This is a genomic window from Pseudomonas sp. TE3899, from assembly GCF_056279105.1.
The window spans coordinates 6383352-6403633 of sequence record NZ_JBWBQR010000001.1; the positions used below are offsets into that span (position 1 = coordinate 6383352).

Consider the following 20282-nt stretch of genomic DNA (forward strand, 5'->3'; position numbering starts at 1 on the left):
CCCCCTCGCCACAGCAAGCCCTCCTGCCACAGCAGCCCCCTGGCCACAAGTTCGGTGTCAGGCTTGGCTGATCGGCTTTATGCCTCCAGCCCCTGCTTTTTCAGCAGCTCGGCGGGTCAGGTGGCGGCCCAGTGTCAGTCGGTTGTAAGTCAACTCATTGAGCCGGGTCGTGTAGGCCTGATCACTCATCGCTGGCTGGCTGCCGGTGGCGTTGCGCTGTTCTTCCAGGGCGTCCAGCTGCTGATCAAAATCCTGGTCGTTGGCCAGCCATTGCTCGGGGTAGGTCTCTCGCAAATAGTTTTCCCAGAACGGTTGTTCGAGCATGCCATTGACCAGCCCGTCGCCGCTTTCCAGTTCCAGTACGGTGGCAAAGGCCCGGTCGATGGCCTCGTCCGGCACCGCCGCGACAGTTCGGTAGAGCATGGAGTCGGACTGCCAGGGCAGGTCCAGGCGTCGCGCCAGTGATGTTTGATACGCCAGGTAGATTTCCACCTCTTCGGCCCGGCTGGGGCGCGACAGGGAATCGGCCCGGGCGATGTCGTTGACCCGGTCCAGGCGCGTCGCACCTTTGGCCAATTTCACCAGCCGCGGCTCCAGTTCAATCGCCGACGTCGAATAGGCGTAAGCCTGGGACACCAGCGCCTGCACCCCCATGCTGTTGAACAGCTCGGAGCGGGCATCCGCGCAGTTTTCCGGGTTTTCAGCGGTGCGGAACAGCTTTTCGCGCAAGGGCGTGTCCAGGTCCATGGCATCGATCAGTTCCCAGACCCGGCGCGACAGTTGTTCCCGCACCCAGCCGCCGGCCCGGTAATCGGCGGAGGTGGTCAGGCTGTCGATGAGCCGGAAAAACCCTTCGCTGTTGGCTTCGTTCATCAAGTGGTCCCAGGCTTCGGCGCGCCAGGTGCCCAGGCCAGGGGAGCGATTGCCCCACAGTGAGGTGTCGTCATTGAGCGGCCATTTGTCCCGCGCCCGTTGCGCCAGCGGTTCGTAGATGTTCTCCCGGTGCAGGCCCACCGAGCGGCGGTACGAATAAAACGTCTGACGATGGGCGTCGAGCAATTGGCGGGCGTCCAGTCGCGTCCGGGCGACCGTCCACGCATTGCTCGAGCCGCGTATGGCCCGGGGAACGGTGTTGATCGGGTTACCCGACAGGTCGAGGAAAAAGCCCCGGGGACGCGGCCGGCTCAGCAAGCCCTCGGGCCAGGTGGCGAGGCCCGTGTAGGCGAGGTTGAGGACCTTCAGGCGCGGCATGCGCTGGACGTTCGGTGGCAGGCCCAGCACGTTGTATTCCAGGCGCAGGGTTTGCAAGCGGGTCAGGTTGGCCAGTTGCGCCACGGCCTCCTCGGTCAGGCGGATGCGGTTGTCGCTCAGGCGCAGGGTTTCGAGGCCGGACATCTTCCCGACTCCGGCCGGCAGGCCCGTCAGGCCACAGCGGCGCGCGCTGAACTGGCGCAGTTGGGTGAAGTTGCGCAACATCCCGTCCGAGCGCAGCGAGAAATCCATGCCATCGAGATTCAGCGTGGTGATCTGCTCGAGCCAGGGCCTGATGTCCGGCAGTTTTTTCCACCAGCGTTCCAGGTTGTAGCGCCGCAGATCGCTGGACAGGTCCAGCGCATAACCGCCGCTCAGCGACGTACTGCGTTCATCGAACACCCGGGGTTTTCGCTCGAAGCATTCCACCAGGCGGTCGGCCACATGCCTGACGGCATCGGGCGCAATGGCGGCCTCGTCGGGCAGGGACACCGCCACCTGTTCCTGCCAGGTGCTGAGCACGTTGCGTAACTTGTTCAATTCTTTCTCCAGGGCCTTGAGCACCTGGACGGGGTCGGCATCACGGGGCAACGAGTGAAGAAAAACCTCCACGTCCTGTTCGCTGAAATGCGGATACAGATCCAGCACCCGTTGCCCAACTGTCCTGGCTTCCCGGGACAGTGCAGGGCCGCGCAACAGCAGCAGGGTCTCGCGCTGGGCCATCGGCCGGATCGGCGGCTCCAGCAACGCGGTGCGCCGTGCGGCCGGTGGCTCGGCCTTGACCATCAGCCATTCCTTGAACCAGGCGCCCTCGCCGGGGCGGTAGCCGAGTTCCAGGCGCGACGTTTCAGGCATGGCGCGCAGAATCGCCTCGTACAGATTGAAGGCAGGATGCAACGGGCGGTTTTCGTGGTCACGCACCTCGTAGCGTCCGTGTTCATCACGCACCAGCACTGTGACGCTCGCGGCCTCATCGGCGCCGACCCGGCAGCGCAACGGGCCGTCGAAGGTGCCGTCACGCACCTCGATGCGCAATCCGTTGAAGGTGTCGCTGTTGAGCCGCAGCACGTTCAGGGCCAGGCGTTCGGTGTCGATGGTCACGCGGTCGCGCTGGTAGAAACCTTCAAAGGCCCGCGCCGTGCGGGTTTCAAACGCGCATTCACGCGCCAGGCCCCGGAGGCGCAGGGGGATGCGCTGCGGTTCGGCGAGTGTCGCCAGTTCGCTGCTGCCGGCGCCGGCCAACAGGGTTTCGGCGACGTCCGTCGGCAAGTCCGGGTATTGCTGTTGCAAGCGCAAGACCTTGGCGTCCTGGCTGATGGCCCTGGCGCGGTACAGGTAGTCCGCGAGGTCGGCCTTGCGCTCATTCACCCGCGCAATCAAGCGATCACGCAATGCTTGTACCCGCGCATCGGCGGGCAAGTGTGCACCGAGCAAACGGGCCAGTTGCGCCTCGTCCAGAAAGCCCGCGACCCGCTCCGGGAGCCTGCCGGCCATCACCTCGGCGAGGCTGAGGTTCAGCGTCCGGCGCGCGGTTGCCGGGGCGCTGCCATAGGCGCGGAACATGCCGGTCAGGTTGGAGCGTTCGTAGACGTTCAGCGCGTAGTCCGCCGGCCAGCCGGGCAGTTCAGTGACCAATTGTTCGAACCAGTAGGACGAGGGTTCCATGGCCGACCCCGAGCGAATTTGCTCGCGGACCACGGCGATATCCTTGATGGCCTGGTAGCGCTTGAGGGTGTCGTCCAGCAGCAACGGTGGCGGGGTCTGCTCGACATGCATGCGGCGCAGCACCCCTTCGTCCGTGCCACTGACCCGGCGGATGTTCTCCAGTTGGTCGGCGTTGAAGCCATCGGTGCGATGGCCGAGGCGTTTCATCAGGGTGTAGGCGTCCCAGGTGCGCGGGTTTTCCCCTTCGAGCAGCCAGGCGCCGTGGCCGTTGTGGCTGATTTTCGGTGCGTAGGCCTCGGGACGAGTGGGGTGCTGGATGCGATGCTCGCCGGTGTCGGGGTTTTTTTTGACGTGGTAGGTCCCTTGGTCGAGGAGCAGGATGTCCTGGCCTTCGATGTTGCGCAGGCCCAGGTCATTGGGCTTGGAGTCCTGCTCCAGGCGGATCTGTTGTTCATACGGGCTGAGGTCAGGGTTCCACAGCCTGGTTTTACCGCCGGGCAGTTGCACCGGGGTCATGCCTTCGATCAGCGGCGACAGTTTGAGTTTGAACACGTCGCCGACCGCGCCACCGACACCCAACGCGGCCAGTTGAACGACATCGGTGACCACGCCAATCACATGCTCGGCGGCTTCCGTCCATTGGCCTTCAGCCAGATCGACCACGCCCTCGATCACATTCGTGGTCAGTTGATAGGCGGTGTAGGCCAGCATCAATTCCCCCAGGCCCGGCACGAACGGGGCCACCACCATCAGCGCGACGTTGAAAATGTCCGAGAGCATTTTCTTGAAATTGTCCCACCAGGCCCAGCGCGAGCGGCTGTCGGCATCGCCGGTGGAGACCGCGATCTCACGGCCATCATTGAGGATCTTGTTCAGTGCCTGCTGGTACCGATGCTCCCACAGCGCACCGGTGACCGGCACGGCGCTGGCCTCGAGTTTGGGCCGGGGCACCGGTGTATCACGCCAGCTCGGGCCGGGATCGGTCGGCGCCAACTCGTGCCATTTGACCTGGCTCAGGCGTTGCTCCAGGCCGGCAAAAAAATGCCCGCGCTGTTGCTGGTCGACAAACTGGCTGAAGAACTGCCGATAGGTCTGCCCGGTCGACGGCAGGCTTTTGTTCTCCCGCAGTTGGCGACCGAGTTCGACGATGCAAGCGGTCGCCGACGGGTATTCCTTGAGGGGGTGCTCCGGGTCGTGGGGGACGTACGCCAGCATGCGGTTGGACGCGCGATTGTGCGGGGATGGCGTCGGGGTAAACATCAGGATGCCGGTCAGGGTGGTGTCCATCAGGCGCAGGTCGCAGGCTTGCAGGAGATTGCCATCCAGGGTCAGGTTCGGGAAGCCGTGGAGCACGGCCAGCAACCCGCGGTGTGCCTGGGGGCTGATGTCACGGGTCTGCAGCGCCAGGTGCAAGGCGGCCTTGAACGCGGCCTTCTGGTTGAGGATGACAAAGTGTTGCAAGGCCCCTGCGGCCACCGGGCTGGACGGCAACAGGACCTGTTGAAGATGACGCCGGTAACGGCGGCCGATATTCAACTCGCGGCACAGTGTCTGGAACTGTTTGAGCGACATTTGTTGTTTGATTGGCACCACTTCGAAGTGCCCGTGTTCATCGGGCTGGGTAATAAAGTCCGATTGAGGTTCAAAGGTGTCGGAACTTGCGAAGTTATGCAGTGCCGCATCCAGTAAAGACACTTTGCGGGTGGTGACACCCTTGGACGTATCAATCACATACCAGGGATGTTCCTTGGGGATATACAGATTTAACCAAGTGGCTCGTACATCAAGGTTCAGCCCATATTGGCGTTGCAGTGCAGCCCTGAGCAAAGGTTCGGCAAAGGCATGGATGTCCTGAAGCACAGTGAGCAGGCGATCCACCGCATTCTGGCGGGTCCAGGATTCCACGTTGGCATTGGCCAGGTCTTCGTCGGCGCTGTTGAACCAGGACTCGCGGACGGGGCGGACCTTGCCCAACGTCCGCACTCTTTCAATGGACGCCTGGGTAAAAGCGCTGTTGAGTGTTTCTTTGATGAAGGGGTAATGACGACCTTTATTGTTATCGGAGTTGTCCGATTCAACCAAGTTGTTTACTGTTTGTGACTGAAACATATTGAATGATCTTCACGTTAGGAGAAGCCCTAAAACTATCCGCTGGCGTGAAGAATAAAAGTCTAAATGTCTGTTCCTGAAGTTGAAGAATGTCGAGTTAACGATCAGGAATTGGATTGCCGAAAATAATTAATTACCACCTTTGTAACCAATGCCGTGATCGCCGTAGGAAAACGCCACGGCGACCTCCGGCATTAGCGTTGTGCCATCGTCGGCGCCGCGCACTCCGTGTTGCGACCCGGCTGCAAATACGGGGTCAGGATCGGCGCCATGCCCTTGAGCACTTGCACGGGCAACGCCGAGGTGAACTTGAATTGTTCCGCTGAGCGACCCGGCACGAACGCGGTCAAAGTGCCGAAGTGGTGATCGCCGATATAGAAGACGAAGGTCGCGGTGCGGTTGATCGACTTCGAACTCAGAATCCTGCCGCCAGAGCCAATCGCTTCGATACGGTTATCCCCGGTGCCAGTCTTTCCGCCCATGGCCAGCGGTGTGCCGTCCGGGGTTTTGAAACTGCCGGAGACCCGTTTTGCAGTACCGGCATCCACCACGTGGGACAAGGCCTCGCGCATGGCCGCAGCGACTTCTGAAGGCATCACGCGTTTGCCGACGTTGGGGTCGTTGATCACCTGGGTTTCATACGGTGTGTTGGCCGCAAAATGCAGACTGTCGATGCGCAGGGTCGGCATGCGGATGCCGTCGTTGAGGATGGTGCCGATCAACTCGGCCAACGCGGCGGGGCGGTCGCCGGAGCTGCCGATGGCGGTGGCCAGCGACGGCACCAGGTGATCGAACGGGTAGCCAACTTTCTGCCAGCGCTGGTGAATGTCGAGGAACGCCTCGATCTCGAGCATGGTGCGGATGCGGCTGTCCCGGGCGCCTTTGTGTTTGCTCTTGAACAGCCAGCTATAAACTTCCTGGCGTTCGAACTGGCTGGCCTTGACGATCTCGCTCCACTTGGCGTCGGGGTGGCCCAGCAGGTAACCGATCAGCCACAGGTCCAGCGGGTGGACCTTGGCGATGAAACCCTGGTCCGGCAGGTCATACGAGCCGGGGCCGTAACTCAGGTAGAGCCGTTCCAGGCGTTCGTCGGTGAGTTTTTCCGTGACTTTGGTGCCTTTGAGGTGCGCGCGCACGAAGGTGTTGAAGGCGGCTTGCTCGGCGTCCGGGTAGAGGTAACGGTGCACGGCGGCCATGCGAATCGGGGTCGGGCGCATGCTGTCGAGGAAGGTTTCCAGGCGCGCGTCAGTGTCCTTGTTTCTGTACTTTTTCCAGAACTTGAGCAGGAACGACGTGCCTTCCTTGTCGGCGAACGACGCCAGGTATTCCTGACGGCGTGGGTCGCGGTCGTCCTTGAGCAGTTCGGCGCTGCTGTTGGGCCCGGAATAGGTGGTGTAGCGCACGATGTCGCGCATCAGCCGAATGAACGGCAGGTTGATCGACTCGCGGATGGCATCGCGCAGGGTCGGCATGCGGCCGTTGTCTTCGTTGCGGAAGTTGTGGAACACGTGCAACCCGCCACCGGTGAAAAACGCCTCGCCGGGGCTGGCCGAGTATTTGCGGTCAAGGGCGGCGCCGAGCATTTTCGGCAGGCTGCGGTCGGTGTTCTGGATCAGGTAATCGACCACCCAGCGGGTCAGGCGATCCTGATCCGGCACGTCGGTTTTCTTCAGCTCGGCCACGGTCTTGTCGCCGTACTTGTCGTGCAGCTCGGAGATGATCTGCAAGTAGGTGGTCAGCACCCGCATCTTGGCGGTGGAGCCCAGTTCCAGTTTGCTGCCTTCGTTGATGTCGAACGGTTGGTCGGTGCTGTCGGTCTGCACCCGCACGCGGGAGCCGTCCGGGGTCAGCTCGAACAGGGTAAAGCTGTAGCGCACCGCCTGGGTGCTGGTGGGGGTCAGCAAGCGTTCGCCGATCAGGCCGATCTGCCCGGCGAACACCGGGTCGGCCAGGTGCTTGAGGTATTCGGTGGCCTGGGCCTGCAAGTCACTTTGCAAGGTGCTGGTGGCCGACAGGTCGAGGCGGTCGAGGTCATACAGCGGACGGTTGAGCATCGACGCCAAGCGGCTGCGGGCGGTGCTGATGCCTTTGTTGGTTTCGATGGGCTGGAGGGTCGGCTGGGTCTGCCAGTCGCGGTACGTCACTTGACTGGCCAGCGCCGAGGCGGCCAGTGGTGCATCGATGACATTGTTCAGGGCGAGCAGGCGAATGTGGCTGTCAGTGAGGTCGGCCAGTTCTTCGTGACCCTTGGTCAGGTAGTGGGAAGGGCGACGCTGGGCGATCATCAGCGACAGCATTTCCCGCAGGGCCAGGCCTTTGGCGGCCATGGTTTTTGGATCCGTGGCGGTGCTGGACAGGGTTTCATTGGCCTTGTTGAAATCGGCGCCGTACCAGACTCGCAGGCCTTCGGCCATGCCATGCACTTCACCGTGGCCGGGGACGGCCGACAGCGGCACGCTGTTGAGGTAATCACGCACCACGTTCTGCCGCACTTCCAGGGTTTGCGGCCCTGGCTGATAAGCCCGCACGCTGGCGGAAATCATCTGCCGGATCTTCTCCGCGCCGGACACGGTCAAGCCATCGGGGGAATGGCGGTACTTCTCCAGCTGCGTCGCCAGGGTACTGCCGCCGGCCGACTGCCCCGGCAGATGCATCAACTTGGCCACCTGGGACCATGCGGCCATGCCGAAGCGCGGCCAGTCCACGGCGGGGTTGGCCAGGGGCTGTTTGGGATCGAGCAGGAAACGGTTCTCGATGAACAGCAAGCTGTTGACCACCACCGGTGGAATCGACTCGAAACTGGAGTAGAGCTGCTGCGGGTAATTGAACTGATACAACGGCGCCGCGCGGCAATCGGTGATCGTCAGCCCGGCCTGGATCTTCTCCGAATAGGGCACGAAAAAGCCCTTGTCGGTGTAGTTCATCAACGCCGGGGAAAAACGGGCTTGCGCGGCAATCACATAGTTGCGCTTGAGCAGCCGAGGCAGAAAATCCCCCATGGCGCTGTAGCCCAGACGCAAGTCGAACGGACCGGCACCGGGGTAGCGAATCGCATCGCTCGGACCGGGTTGCACCTCATAACTCAGGGACGCGGCAAATTTGCTGACCTCCCGGGCCTGAAACTTCGACGTGCGCATTTCCTTGGCAGCGGCCAGGCCCAGCACCACCAGGATAATCAGCAACAACAACCAGAACGCCTTCCAGCCGTGCTTGGAGCGACGGGGTTTTTCAGGTAAAGGCGCATCATCCACACGTTCAGTCGGAACCACGGTTTTACTCGAATCGCTTTGCCATAACGCGCCCATAGTCGACTGATCCATTCACGCAGATTGATCGGACTTGTCTGAAGCTTAGACGGTGGTTGGCGATGGTGAAAAAATTGTGAATAGAGAAATTTCGAAATCGTATGGGTGGTTGTTTGCTACGGGGAGTGAGGTTATCAAGTCGAACGCTACCCTGTGGCGAGCGAGCTTGCTCGCACTGGGCTGCGCAGCAGACCCTTTGTGTGAGCGCTGCGCACTCAAGCGGGAGCAAGCTCCCTCGCCACAATGAGCGGTGAGGTTTGGAAGTTTTGCTCGAAACCAGGATCGGATGCCGGCCGCCAAAGCCATTCAGTCGAACACTGCCCCCCTGTGGCGAGCGAGCTTGCTCACACTGGGCTGCGCAGCAGACCCTTTGTATGAGTGCTGCGCACTCAAACGGGAGCAAGCTCCCTCGCCACGGAGCCTCAGAGGTTCTATCAAAGCCAGTAAGCATCCCAAAGCGGATAGTCGCCGATTTCCTCAACAAGCCCTGCACGTACCGGATTGGCGAGGATGTAATGAGCAAATGGCAGAAGTTCTTCACCATCGCGGATAGCGCGGTCGTGATAGCCGCTTTGCCAAAAAGCCCCCTGAGTGCCTGATGCTCGGTTAATGCTCAATGTGCTGTGGGATTTTATAGCTTGCATGAGTTGCGCCAGGGAGCGCTGCTCAAGTTGTACCAGCCAATGAAAGTGGTCCGGCATGATGACCCAGGCAATCGAATTGACCCATTGTTGTTCATGGGCTCGCCTGAATTCAGCCACTAAGAGTCGTCCCAATCGCCAATCAGTGAAAACCTTACGACGTTGATATACGACGGCCGTGATCAGATAGCCTCGCCCTTGTTCTGAATATCGTCCATGACGTAGCCGATGGGAATTTGGATGTTTTTGCATTCCATTGCGTCCTTTTGCCGTGATCTGAAATGACCCTAGCCCGCCAGCTTCCTACTTGAGCCGGCAACTGCTGTATGAGAATTCCGAATCGGTTGAAGGACTCAATGTGGCGACCAGCAACTGTGGCAAGCGAGCTTGCTCGCGCTAGGCTGCGAAGCAGCCCAAAACCAGCCACCGCGGTGTGTCAGGCAAAACTCATTGAAGGGTTGGCGCCTGCTGCGCAGTCGAGCGGGAGCAAGCTCCCTCGCCACAATGAGGGGTGAGGCTTGAAGTTTTGTTCGGAACCAGGATCGGATGCCTGCCAGCAAGGTTATTCAGTCGAACACTGTCCCCCTGTGGCGAGCGAGCTTGCTCGCGCTGGGCTGCGAAGCAGCCCAAAAAACAGCCACCGCGGCGTGTCAGGCAAAACTCATTGAAGGGTTGGCGCCTGCTGCGCAGCCGAACGGGGGCAAGCCCCCTCGCCACAGGGTGTCTACGTCTGAGAGATCTGAGTTAGAGCCTTTGGAGGGGTAAATCCGACTTAGGTCCAAGCATGACGATGCACCAATGCTGTGCAATACTCACCGCCGTTTTTCACGATGGCTATTGCGGCAAAAGCCAGTTAATGCCCCTCCGTAAACCAGGCTTTTAGCGAGAGTTCTGGCTGAATGTTGTGGTTTATAGAGTGAAAAACCCTGTCGGAAGCTTTTTATACTGCACGCCCCGCTGATCTTGCAGGTTTTGTCCTACAAGACGGGTTTGCCCAAAAGGCAGGCCCGGTTTCAGGCAAGCAACGGCTTATCGGTCGGCGCTTCGATGCTCGGTGGTCATATCCAATAACAAGACGAGGTTGTACCCCTATGCCAGCAGGCAATCATCTGCCCCAAGGCGAGACCGCTCAGGGCGGCCCGCTTAAACGCGAACTGGGCGAACGGCATATTCGCCTGATGGCGCTCGGCGCCTGTATCGGTGTCGGCCTGTTCCTCGGTTCGGCCAAGGCCATCGAAATGGCCGGCCCGGCGATCATGCTGTCCTACATCATTGGCGGTCTGGCGATCCTGGTGATCATGCGTGCCCTCGGCGAGATGGCCGTGCACAACCCGGTCGCCGGCTCCTTCAGCCGCTATGCCCAAGACTACCTCGGCCCCTTGGCCGGTTTCCTGACCGGTTGGAATTACTGGTTCCTGTGGCTGGTGACCTGCGTCGCGGAAATCACGGCGGTGGCGGTGTACATGGGCGTCTGGTTCCCCGACGTGCCGCGCTGGATCTGGGCGCTGTCGGCGTTGATCAGCATGGGCACCATCAATCTGATCGCGGTCAAAGCCTTCGGTGAATTCGAATTCTGGTTCGCCCTGATCAAGATCGTCACCATCATTGCAATGGTGATCGGCGGTATCGGCGTGATCGCGTTCGGCTTCGGCAACGACGGCGTGGCCCTGGGGATTTCCAATCTGTGGGCCCATGGCGGCTTCATGCCCAATGGCGTGCAAGGCGTGTTGATGTCCCTGCAAATGGTGATGTTCGCCTACCTCGGCGTCGAGATGATCGGCCTGACCGCCGGCGAAGCGAAGAACCCGCAGAAGACCATTCCCAACGCGATCGGCTCGGTGTTCTGGCGGATCCTGTTGTTCTACGTCGGCGCGTTGTTCGTGATTCTGTCGATCTACCCGTGGAATGAAATCGGCACCCAGGGCAGTCCGTTCGTGATGACCTTCGAGCGTCTGGGCATCAAGACCGCCGCCGGCATCATCAACTTCGTGGTAATCACGGCGGCGCTGTCGTCGTGCAACGGCGGCATCTTCAGCACCGGGCGCATGCTCTACAGCCTGGCGCAGAACGGTCAGGCCCCGGCCGGTTTCGCCACCACATCCAGCAACGGCGTGCCCCGTCGCGCGTTGCTGTTGTCGATCTTCGTGCTGTTGTTGGGCGTGCTGCTCAACTACATGGTTCCGGAAAAAGTCTTTGTCTGGGTGACGGCAATTGCCACCTTCGGCGCGATCTGGACCTGGGTGATGATCCTGCTGGCTCAGCTCAAATTCCGCAAAGGCCTGAGCGCCAGCGAACGGGCCGGGCTGAAATACAAAATGTGGCTGTACCCGGTCAGCTCGTACCTGGCGCTGGCGTTCCTGGTGCTGGTGGTGGGGCTGATGGCGTACTTCCCGGACACTCGGGTGGCGCTGTACGTGGGGCCGGCGTTCCTGGTGCTGCTGACGGTGTTGTTCTACGTGTTCAAGCTGCAACCGACCAATGCGACGCAAGGTGCGGTGCGTTCGGCTTCTTGAGTGGTAACGCCTGAAATGCAAAAGCCCCGGTCGTGATGATCGGGGCTTTTTGTTATGAAACGCTGAACTGTGGTGAGCGAGCTTTCGTGGCGACGGGGCTTGCCCCCGTTGGAGTGCGAAGCACTCCTCTGCATTCCTTCAGCCACACCCCCTCGCCACAAAGTGTGCCTTGCCGATATCAAGCGATGACGGTTTGCACCGGCCGGGTCAGGCGCTTGTTGAAATCCAGCCAGGCCCCCAACAACGCCATCAACCCGGCACCCACCAGTGCGGTGAAGATTTGCATGGCAAACGCATCGTCGGTCATGGCATTGACCATGTCCGCCAACGGCGCCAACAGCACGCCCAGGCAGAAGATTTCCAGCGAGTAACGACCCATGCGGCAACTCTGCTGCGCCAGCCAGTTTCGGGTCCAGCCGTTGTCGGGCCACAGTTTGGCGGTGACGTAGGCCAGGGCCAGGAAATGCAGCAATCGCACCGGCGACAGGTCAGTCTTGCTGATCGGGTACAGCAGGTTGCTCAGCCACGCCGGCATCACGGCGTCATGAATTTCCGGCCAGCGCCAGGCGATCGTAATCACCCCGGCGAGCACCGCGTACACCGCTGCGCTGACAAACAATGGCTGGCGCAGCAGCGGTCGAGTATCGGGCTGTCGCGGGCGCTGCCCATGCACAGCGGCGGCGCCACCGAGCACAAACAACAGTTGCCAGACCACCGGGTTGAAGTACCACACGCCATCCTTGATGGCGGCCAGGTTCCAGCCGAACCACGGCGCCAGCAGGTACACCGTCAACGACACCGCCACCACCGCCCATGCCTTGCGCAGTAGCAGGGGCAGCACCAACGGCAGACCCGCCAGCAGCACGATGTACAGCGGCAACGGGTCCATAAGGTTGGGTTTGAAGCGCAACAGCAACTCATCCGTCAGCGCCTGCTGGGGGTTGGTGATGAAGTGATGCATGCCCATTTCTTCCACCAGGTCACGGGTTTCCACGTGGCTGTTGGCGAAGAACACGATGCCCATCAGCATCGCCAGCAAAAAGATATGCACCACGTACAGCACCCAGGTGCGGCGCAGGATTTTCAGGCAGGCGACCAGATAACCGTCACGCTGGAGAATCTTGCCGTAGGCCAGGACCGCCGCGTACCCGGCGAGAAACACGAAAATCTCCGCGGCATCGCTGAAACCGAAGTTACGCGGGGTGATTTGGCCGAGGGGGTTGTGCGGCACGTGATCCCAGAAAATGAAGATCAGGGCCAGGCCTCGAAAAAAGTCGATGCGGTGATCGCGTTCAGACGTCATGACTGAGGGCTCTTGAACGGGTGTTGAAAAGGAGTACTACGCGGCACAAAAGGTTGCGCGCCGCGAATGGGCGGCGCGCAGGGTGGCGTGATTGGCGAGTAATTGCAAAGTCGGGATATTACGGGATATTGCCCGCGCTCACCGTCCGTCTTAAACGCGGTGATGAATGCCCGGCGCTGCGATCAAAGCTTCACGGATTGAATGCAGTCATCCGAAGGGGCATCGACATGCGGATGAGCGATTGGCTCGACAGAGAACTCGGCGGCCGACGGGTCTGGCTGTGTTTTCTATTGGCGACCTTTGCCTACGTCCTGCCGTTGATCCTTGCGGACTATCCCTACATCGATGACAGCTGGCGTTCCCTGGCCGCCGGCATGGGCTGGTCGGAGGAGGGCCGCTTGTTCACCCAGCTGTTCTACAACTGGCTGACTTTCAGCGGTGCGGCGCCGAACATTTTCCCCTTACCCTTGCTGATCGCCATCCTGGCCATATCGTGGGCATTGACCCGCCTGACCTTCCACTACTTCGCCGAACCGACCCTGACCCATTGCCTGGTGGTGCTCGGGTTCTGGTACAACCCGTTCTTCCTGCAAAATCTGTCGTATCAATACGACGGGCCGGCCATGGCCCTGAGCCTGGCGGCGGTGATTTTTGCGATCACCTTTCGCAGCGCCTCGCGGGTCCAGCAACTGGTGGTGCCGGCGCTGCTGATTGCCCTGGCATTGGGGCTGTATCAGGTCAGCATCAATGTGTTTCTCGGCTTGTGCGCCCTGGAGTTGCTGCGCGGCGCCAACGCCAAACTGCCCTGGCCCGAGTGGTGGCGGTTGATCGGCTGGAACGCCGCGCAAGTGGCGCTGGCCTGGTTGATCTACTTCGCCACGGCGGGCGCCTATATGAATCAGCACCGCACCCAACTGTTGAACGGGGAGGTGGCGCCACTGCTGCAAATCGAAACCAACACGGCCCGGGTGTTGGAAAAGGTCATGTTGCTGTTTCACGGCGGCTTCGGCTGGGTGTTCGCGGGGCTGCTGCTGTGTGCGGTGGCCGGCGCTGTCCTGCTCATCGGACGGCAGGAAACGGGGCCGAGGAAAACCGTGTTGGGGTTTGTTTGTTTATTAATTATTCCGGTCGTGGTGTTTCTGGTGCCCGGCGCCGCGCTGTTTTTCCGCGACTTCAACGAAGGCGCCCGGACCCTGATGGGGTTTTCCGTGGTGCTGCTGTTGCTGTTCTACTTCAGTCACCTGGCGTTGACGGTCTTGCACCCACGACTGCCGCTGCTGTTGCTGATCCCGCTGCTGGCCATGCTCTCGCTGTCCTTCGCCTATGGCCGGGTGCTGGTAGTGCAGAAGACCTTCGCCAACACCGCGCTCAACGCCCTGAGCTACGACATCGCCTCCCGCCCGGCCCTGCGCGATGCCAAACGCATTTACCTGTCGGTGACTTACTCCGATCACTGGCTGATCGGTGCGGCCGGTTCCTTCAAGCACTTGCCGGTGCTGCGTTATTTGCTGAACACCGACTACTACATGCTCGCCGAGAACTTGCCCAAGGCCGGCATCACCAACGTGGTGGCCGAGCGGGAGCGGCGCAATGCGACGCGGGTCGGGTATCAGGGGTTTGTACCGCTGGTGGATAGCCAGTACTACCGCATTTATTTGCTCGGGGATTACGGTTTTATCGTGATGAAGGAACCGAAGCCGATCACTGAACTGCATTGGTGACCGTTGGTCCGGAACAGCGTGAGACCTGTAATTTCTGACAGTAGACGGTACCCGGTGACAAATTTAGTTTGAAGGCACCTGCAACGGCAACGCGGCAAGGAGCCGGCATGAAAGCCTTATGGGAAGGATTCTCCACCTACGCATTCATTGGATTGGCCAATACGTTTATTCATTGGCAGCTGTTTTATGTCCTCTCCACTGCCGCTGAACTTAGCCAGGCGGCGAGTAATTTAGCGGCCTATTGCGTCGCGGCGACCTTTTCCTTCTATGTCAATACGCTCTATACCCTGGACAGCAAAACGTCGGTGTTGGCGTATTTGCTGTTCATTGGTTTTATGGGCGTCATGAGTTATGGCGTCGGGCATCTCGGCGATGTATGGCAGCTTCACGGTCTGGTGACGGTGAGTTTGTTTTCATTGTTATGCCTTGTGTGCGGGTTCTTCTTTTCGAAGTTTGTGCTGCTTCGGGTACTAGACGAACGGAAGGTGTTAGACGAAGAGGGCGCTGAATAGTGGACGGCGTAGGGGGCAAGGAGAATGTGCGTTTACAACGGCCTTGCTTAATAATTTTATCAGTGACTTCAATTTTACTTATTTCAGTGGTGGTGCGGCTCTATGGTGTGGGCAAAATACCAGTCTGGTCGGATGAAGCATTTACATTGATTTTAAGTTCTTACTCGCCTTCTCAAATTGTATTTCATACGACCCAAGACGTGCATCCCCCTCTTTATTATCTGGTTTTACATTGTTGGATGTCTATTTTTGGTAATGGACTTTTTGCTACGCGGAGCCTTAGCGTAATGGCTGGAAGTCTGAGTGTGTTGCTGGGTATGTGGTTACTGTCTTTGATCTGTACTCGACGTGCGGCTGTTTTGGGTGGTGTGATATTAGCGCTGCTTCCTATTGCTGTTCGTTATAGCCAAGAAGTACGCATGTATGCCTTGTTAGGGCTGTTAATGCTGGGCGCGACCATCGCTTTCGTATACTGGCTCAAGAATCCTCGTGTTAATTTCGCGCTCGCGATGTATGTGGTGCTGGCGATGGCCGGACTTTATACCCACTATTTTGCTGCAGTCGGGCTGGTTTCGTATTGGGCTTATCTTTTGGTTCTGATGTGCCGGCGTGAGGAGTCGTATAAGTATCTCTTCGCAAAGGACTGGTGGCTGGCTAATATATTAATAGCTCTGTTTTTTACGCCTTGGGTTCCCAATCTTTTGCATCAGTTGGAGTTTTCGGGGTTTAACTGGATCGAACGATCTGATTTCGATGCGGTGGTTTCAGCGATGTGGATGTTTGTAAGTTACACGGATGGGCTGGATTTCCATGTTTTGTTGTTTTATAGCTTGCCGGTGGCGTTGTTTGTAATTGCTTTAGTTGCGATGATGCACGATTCGACTCCGAGGAAGTATAGTTATCTGATTGTGACTTATACGTGGTTTCCATTAATTCTCATTGCGTTGGTTTCTTTTTTTCGTCCGCTGTTTGTCGTTCGGTATTTTATGTTTGCCGCGCTGGGACTACCGATGATTATGGCCTTGGCGTTGGATACATATTGGGTTCGCTGGAGATTGTACTGTTGCATATCCATGGTGCTGATAATCTCTATGGAGAGTGCTGGTATCTATAACGTACATCGAGTGGGTCATGTTGTCCATCAAGAGATAAATAGCATGGATGCTGTTTCTGCACAATTAAATGCGCAAGTTGCTACGGAGGATGAAGTATTAATTACATATGGGTTTTTATACTTTCCATTTGTTTATTACAATACAACTGGAGTGACGCCAAAATTTTACGCTCCACCGAATGCAGACGGGACGCTGTCGCGCCCTAATGGCACCTTGATATGGACTTTGGTTCAGAATAAAGCAAACGAAATATTTATTGATAATCTGGATGGCCTGAAGTCAAGATCTGGAAGGATTTGGATGTTAGGGAACTATATAGGCGGGGCACAGGAAATTGTAGTTCCGCAGAGTTGGCGTTTGATTAGCACCTTTATTGTGGGGGATACACAACTCCAGCTATTCGAGTTGGGGTCATCCGATGCACAGCCAAATTCTTCGACCGTTCAGACAATTGAATCTGGCATGTACGTTCCCGATAGCGCCAACCTACCTTGAGGCTGGCGCCTTGATCAGTGCTTACGCCGCCGCCACTTCCCCCGGCTCAAAACTATCCGCCCGCGCCATCTGCCACATCCGCGAATAAAACTCGCCATTCACTTCCCCGGTCAACAATTCCCCCGGCTTCAAGAACACATGCAACTGCGAGAACAATTTAATCTCGGTCGCCGACATGCGTCGTACCAAATGCTTGGCCGACAACTGCGAAGGATGCTCCAACCCGGCAGCCGCCAGCATTTCAGCCAACGCCTTCAACGTATTGCGATGAAAGTTGAACACCCGCTGCGCCTTGTCCGGCACCACCAATGCGCGCTGACGCAGAGTGTCTTGAGTCGCGACACCGGTCGGGCATTTGTTGGTGTGGCAGCTTTGCGACTGGATGCAGCCGATGGCGAACATGAAGCCGCGCGCGGAGTTGGCCCAGTCGGCGCCGATGGCCAGGACGCTGGCGATGTCGAAGGCGCTGACGATTTTGCCGCTGGCGCCGAGTTTGATCTTGTCCCGCAGGTTCAAGCCCACCAGCGTGTTGTGGACGAACAGCAAGCCTTCGCGCATCGGTACGCCGATGTGGTCGGTGAATTCCACCGGTGCCGCGCCGGTGCCGCCTTCCTTGCCGTCGACGACGATGAAGTCCGGGAGGATGCCGGTTTCGAGCATGGCTTTGGCGATGCCCATGAATTCCCATGGATGGCCGAGGCAGAACTTGAAGCCCACCGGTTTGCCGCCGGACAGTTCACGCAGTTGCTGGATGAAGTGCATCAGTTCGATGGGCGTGGAAAACGCGCTGTGCCGCGACGGCGAAATGCAGTCTTCGCCCATCAGGATGCCGCGGGTTTCAGCGATTTCCTTGGTGACTTTGTGCTTGGGCAGGATCCCGCCGTGGCCGGGTTTGGCGCCCTGGCTCATCTTGATCTCAATCATGCGCACTTGCGGCGTCTGGGCCTGGGCGGCGAAGCGTTCCGGGTCGAAACGGCCGTCGGCGGTGCGGCAGCCGAAGTAGCCGCTGCCCAGTTCCCAGGTCAGGTCACCGCCGTTTTCCCGGTGATAGGCGCTGATGCTGCCTTCGCCGGTGTCGTGGGCGAAGTTGCCGAGCTTGGCGCCCTGGTTCAACGCGCGGATGGCGTTGGCGCTGAGGGAGCCGAAGCTCATGGCCGAGATGTTGAACACCGACGCCGAGTACGGCTGAGTGCACTGCGGGCCACCGACCATCACGCGGAAACCGCTCGGGTCACTCAACGGCGCCGGGCGCATGGAGTGGCCGATGAATTCGAAGCCCGACTGGTACACGTCGATCAGCGTGCCGAAGGGTTTGTCGGCGCTTTCGTTCTTGGCCCGGGAATACACCAGCGAACGCTGGGCCCGGGAGAAGGGCAGGGCGTCGCTGTCGGATTCGAGCAGGTATTGGCGGATTTCCGGGCGAATGCCCTCGACCAAGTAACGGATATTGCCCAGGATCGGGTAGTTGCGCCGCACGGCGTGGGGACTTTGCAGCAGGTCGAACAGGCCGACGAGGCTCAGCACGCCGGTGACGGCGGTGATCGGCCAGAGCCAGTCGTGTTGCAGGAAGGGCAGGCTGGCGAGGGTAAAGATCACACACGCGGCAAAGAAGGCGTAGCGGCTCAGGAGTGACAGGCTCATACGGGTTCCCTGGGTTCGGACTCGGTTACGTTCAACACGCGATCCCTGTAGGAGCGAAGCTTGCTCGCGAAAGCGGTGTGTCAGTCGACATTAGCAGTGACTGACACACCGCCATCGCGAGCAAGCTTTGCTCCTACAGGGCCGTGGTGTTTCAGGCATTTTGCGCTTGCAGGAATATCGAAAACAGCTCCGACTGGGACTTGATCCCCAGCTTGCTGTACATGTGTTTCTTATGGACTTTCACGGTTTCTACGGAGATTTCCAGCTTACGGGCGATTTCTTTACTGGAGCAACCACTGAGCATCAACCTTCCGACGTCCAGTTCACGGGCGGTCAGTTGCGCGCCCTTGAGTTGCTGCACCGACGCTTCCAGTTGCACCCGCCAGTCGGCGTGCGGCGGTGCGGGGGCCAGGGCCACGACTTCGTTGATTTCATAGGGCAGGCGCTGGCGCAACAGGCCGAGCACCCACGGCTGGATCAACGACAGCAAGGCAATCTGCTGGCCGCTGAAACGCTGCTTGCTGCCCAGCGACAGGCATAGCGTGCGCTCGCCTTCGAGCTGGCAATTGAACTGGATTTCGTCGGCCACCACATTCAGACGAAAGTAGCGCTGGTAATACTCGGTCAGCTCGAAGTGCTCCGGCGCGACTTCCGACAGGCGATAGAGCCCGGTGCGCGATTGTTCGCGGCAGGCGATGTAGAACGGGTCGAGCAAGTACAGGCCGCGCAGGTAATCCTGGAACAGTTGGTCGGGGCTGCCGTCCTCGCCAGGGCATTCGGCGAAGACCTGCGGGTGCTGGTCGGCGCTGAAAAGCAGCACCACCCAGCTGTCGAAATCCACGTATTGGTCCAGCAACCGGACCAATTGCGTCCAGAAGTTCGGCTTGTCCAGGGCGTCGATCAGTTGCCCCACCGAACGGTGCCAGGCGATGTCATCCAGCGAGAGTGTCATGCGTCTACCCCTATCGGGTTACCCCGGCCGCGTGATTCCCTGGCCGGTTGCTTGCTGCGCATACTGGCGCACAGACACCGACCGGGCAATCTTTCTGCAACCCCGGCGCCCATAACAAGGAATACCCATGAAGGTCGAACTCGCCCAATTGGCGGGCCGTGACAATGACACGGCTTACAACCTCGAACGCGCCCTGGCTGCGATTGCCGGCTGCGCCAGCGATACCCAACTGATCATGTTTCCGGAAGGCCACTTGATGGGCTTCGCGTCGGAAGAGACCGTGGCCCAGGTCGCCGAGCCGCTGGACGGCCCGACCGTCAGCGCTGTGCTCGCAGCGGCCCGTGAACGCCAGATCGCCGTGGTGGTGGGCATTGCTGAGAACGACAACGGCCGTTTCTACAACACCACGCTGCTGATCACCCCCGAAGGCATTGCTCTGCGCTATCGCAAGACGCATTTGTGGGCGTCGGATCGCGGCGTCTACGAGTCCGGCGACCGTTACGCCACGTGCCTGTGGAACGGGGTGCGGGTCGGCCTGCTGATTTGCTACGACATCGAATTCCCCGAAACCGCTCGTGCCCTGGCGCAACTGGGCGCCGAAGTGCTGCTGGTCACCAACGGCAACATGGACCCCTACGGCCCGACCCACCGCACCGCGATCATGGCCCGCGCCCAGGAAAACCAGGCGTTTGCGCTGATGGTCAACCGCGTGGAAACCGGCGATGGCGGTTTGTTGTTTGCCGGCGGCAGTGCGCTGGTGGATCCGCTGGGCACGTTGCTGTTCGAAGCCGGGCGCGAGGAGGGTCAATTTGCGGTTGAGCTGGACCTGAACCAATTGGCGGCGGCGCGACAGGATTATCGGTACCTGGATGATCAGCGGCTGAAGTTGCCGGGGGAGATTGTCGAGCATGCCAATGGACGGCGGGAGTTACTGATCCCTAAAAACTGAAGATCAAAAGATCGCAGCCTTCGGCAGCTCTGCCGAACGCGATTCCGCTGTACCGATCGTTCCCACGCTCTGCGTGGGAATGCAGCCCGGGACGTTCCGCGTCCCAAGAG

The 20282-nt window shown here is 59.5% G+C and carries 11 protein-coding genes; 5 read left to right on the top strand and 6 right to left on the bottom strand.

All coding sequences use genetic code 11. The features are described from left to right. Positions 1–57: 57 nt before the first annotated feature. The 3 genes from ACZ89E_RS29085 to ACZ89E_RS29095 form a co-directional block, all read right to left on the bottom strand. The gene (locus ACZ89E_RS29085; RefSeq protein WP_476257079.1) at positions 58–4899 is read right to left on the bottom strand and encodes an NEL-type E3 ubiquitin ligase domain-containing protein; all 4842 of its coding nucleotides are present in this window, start codon (positions 4897–4899) and stop codon (positions 58–60) included. 320 nt (positions 4900–5219) lie between these two features. Then, on the bottom strand, positions 5220–8330 hold the full coding sequence (locus tag ACZ89E_RS29090; RefSeq protein WP_476257080.1) for a transglycosylase domain-containing protein: 3111 nt from the start codon (positions 8328–8330) through the stop codon (positions 5220–5222). Between the two features lie 434 nt (positions 8331–8764). Next, the gene (locus ACZ89E_RS29095; protein WP_476256881.1) at positions 8765–9223 is read right to left on the bottom strand and encodes an REP-associated tyrosine transposase; all 459 of its coding nucleotides are present in this window, start codon (positions 9221–9223) and stop codon (positions 8765–8767) included. An 839-nt stretch (positions 9224–10062) separates the two neighbouring features. Here ACZ89E_RS29095 and ACZ89E_RS29100 point away from each other — a divergent pair. Next, on the top strand, positions 10063–11484 hold the full coding sequence (locus ACZ89E_RS29100; protein WP_054045290.1) for an amino acid permease: 1422 nt from the start codon (positions 10063–10065) through the stop codon (positions 11482–11484). A 178-nt stretch (positions 11485–11662) separates the two neighbouring features. Here the strand turns inward: ACZ89E_RS29100 and ACZ89E_RS29105 are convergent, their stop codons facing one another. Next, positions 11663–12787, bottom strand: coding sequence for an OpgC family protein (locus ACZ89E_RS29105; protein WP_149658032.1), 1125 nt, complete (start codon positions 12785–12787; stop codon positions 11663–11665). Positions 12788–13014: 227 nt separating this feature from the next. On the opposite strand from ACZ89E_RS29105, the gene ACZ89E_RS29110 reads away from it, so the two are divergent. From ACZ89E_RS29110 to ACZ89E_RS29120, 3 genes are all read left to right on the top strand, one after another. Next, positions 13015–14508: a glucosyltransferase domain-containing protein gene (locus tag ACZ89E_RS29110; RefSeq protein WP_476256882.1), complete on the top strand. Its 1494-nt coding sequence runs from the start codon at positions 13015–13017 to the stop codon at positions 14506–14508. Positions 14509–14615: 107 nt separating this feature from the next. Then, positions 14616–15020 carry a GtrA family protein gene (locus ACZ89E_RS29115; RefSeq protein ID WP_476256883.1) on the top strand — a complete coding sequence of 135 codons (405 nt, stop codon included), beginning with the start codon at positions 14616–14618 and terminating at the stop codon, positions 15018–15020. Beyond that, positions 15020–16630, top strand: a complete 1611-nt coding sequence (locus ACZ89E_RS29120) for a glycosyltransferase family 39 protein (RefSeq protein ID WP_476256884.1) — start codon at positions 15020–15022, stop codon at positions 16628–16630. Before ACZ89E_RS29115 ends, ACZ89E_RS29120 begins: the two co-directional genes overlap by 1 nt. Positions 16631–16651: 21 nt before the next feature. Here ACZ89E_RS29120 and ACZ89E_RS29125 read toward each other — a convergent pair whose 3' ends face one another. Together ACZ89E_RS29125 and ACZ89E_RS29130 are read right to left on the bottom strand one after the other, a co-directional pair. After that, a complete protein-coding gene (locus ACZ89E_RS29125; RefSeq protein WP_149658029.1) occupies positions 16652–18271 on the bottom strand; it encodes an FMN-binding glutamate synthase family protein in 1620 nt (539 codons plus the stop codon). Between the two features lie 151 nt (positions 18272–18422). Further along, a complete protein-coding gene (locus ACZ89E_RS29130; protein WP_476256885.1) occupies positions 18423–19223 on the bottom strand; it encodes a helix-turn-helix transcriptional regulator in 801 nt (266 codons plus the stop codon). Positions 19224–19350: 127 nt separating this feature from the next. Here ACZ89E_RS29130 and ACZ89E_RS29135 point away from each other — a divergent pair, with 127 nt between their 5' ends. After that, on the top strand, positions 19351–20172 hold the full coding sequence (locus ACZ89E_RS29135) for a carbon-nitrogen hydrolase family protein (protein WP_476256886.1): 822 nt from the start codon (positions 19351–19353) through the stop codon (positions 20170–20172). Positions 20173–20282: the final 110 nt, after the last annotated feature.

What these genes read in the sequence shown, in the direction of transcription:
- ACZ89E_RS29100 (WP_054045290.1), top strand. Translation starts at nt 10,063, where the DNA reads ATGCCAGCAGGCAATCATCTGCCCCAAGGCGAGACCGCTCAGGGCGGC.
- ACZ89E_RS29105 (WP_149658032.1), bottom strand. Translation starts at nt 12,787, where the DNA reads ATGACGTCTGAACGCGATCACCGCATCGACTTTTTTCGAGGCCTGGCC.
- ACZ89E_RS29130 (WP_476256885.1), bottom strand. Translation starts at nt 19,223, where the DNA reads ATGACACTCTCGCTGGATGACATCGCCTGGCACCGTTCGGTGGGGCAA.
- ACZ89E_RS29110 (WP_476256882.1), top strand. Translation starts at nt 13,015, where the DNA reads ATGCGGATGAGCGATTGGCTCGACAGAGAACTCGGCGGCCGACGGGTC.
- ACZ89E_RS29115 (WP_476256883.1), top strand. Translation starts at nt 14,616, where the DNA reads ATGAAAGCCTTATGGGAAGGATTCTCCACCTACGCATTCATTGGATTG.
- ACZ89E_RS29135 (WP_476256886.1), top strand. Translation starts at nt 19,351, where the DNA reads ATGAAGGTCGAACTCGCCCAATTGGCGGGCCGTGACAATGACACGGCT.
- ACZ89E_RS29125 (WP_149658029.1), bottom strand. Translation starts at nt 18,271, where the DNA reads ATGAGCCTGTCACTCCTGAGCCGCTACGCCTTCTTTGCCGCGTGTGTG.
- ACZ89E_RS29095 (WP_476256881.1), bottom strand. Translation starts at nt 9,223, where the DNA reads ATGCAAAAACATCCAAATTCCCATCGGCTACGTCATGGACGATATTCA.
- ACZ89E_RS29090 (WP_476257080.1), bottom strand. Translation starts at nt 8,330, where the DNA reads ATGGGCGCGTTATGGCAAAGCGATTCGAGTAAAACCGTGGTTCCGACT.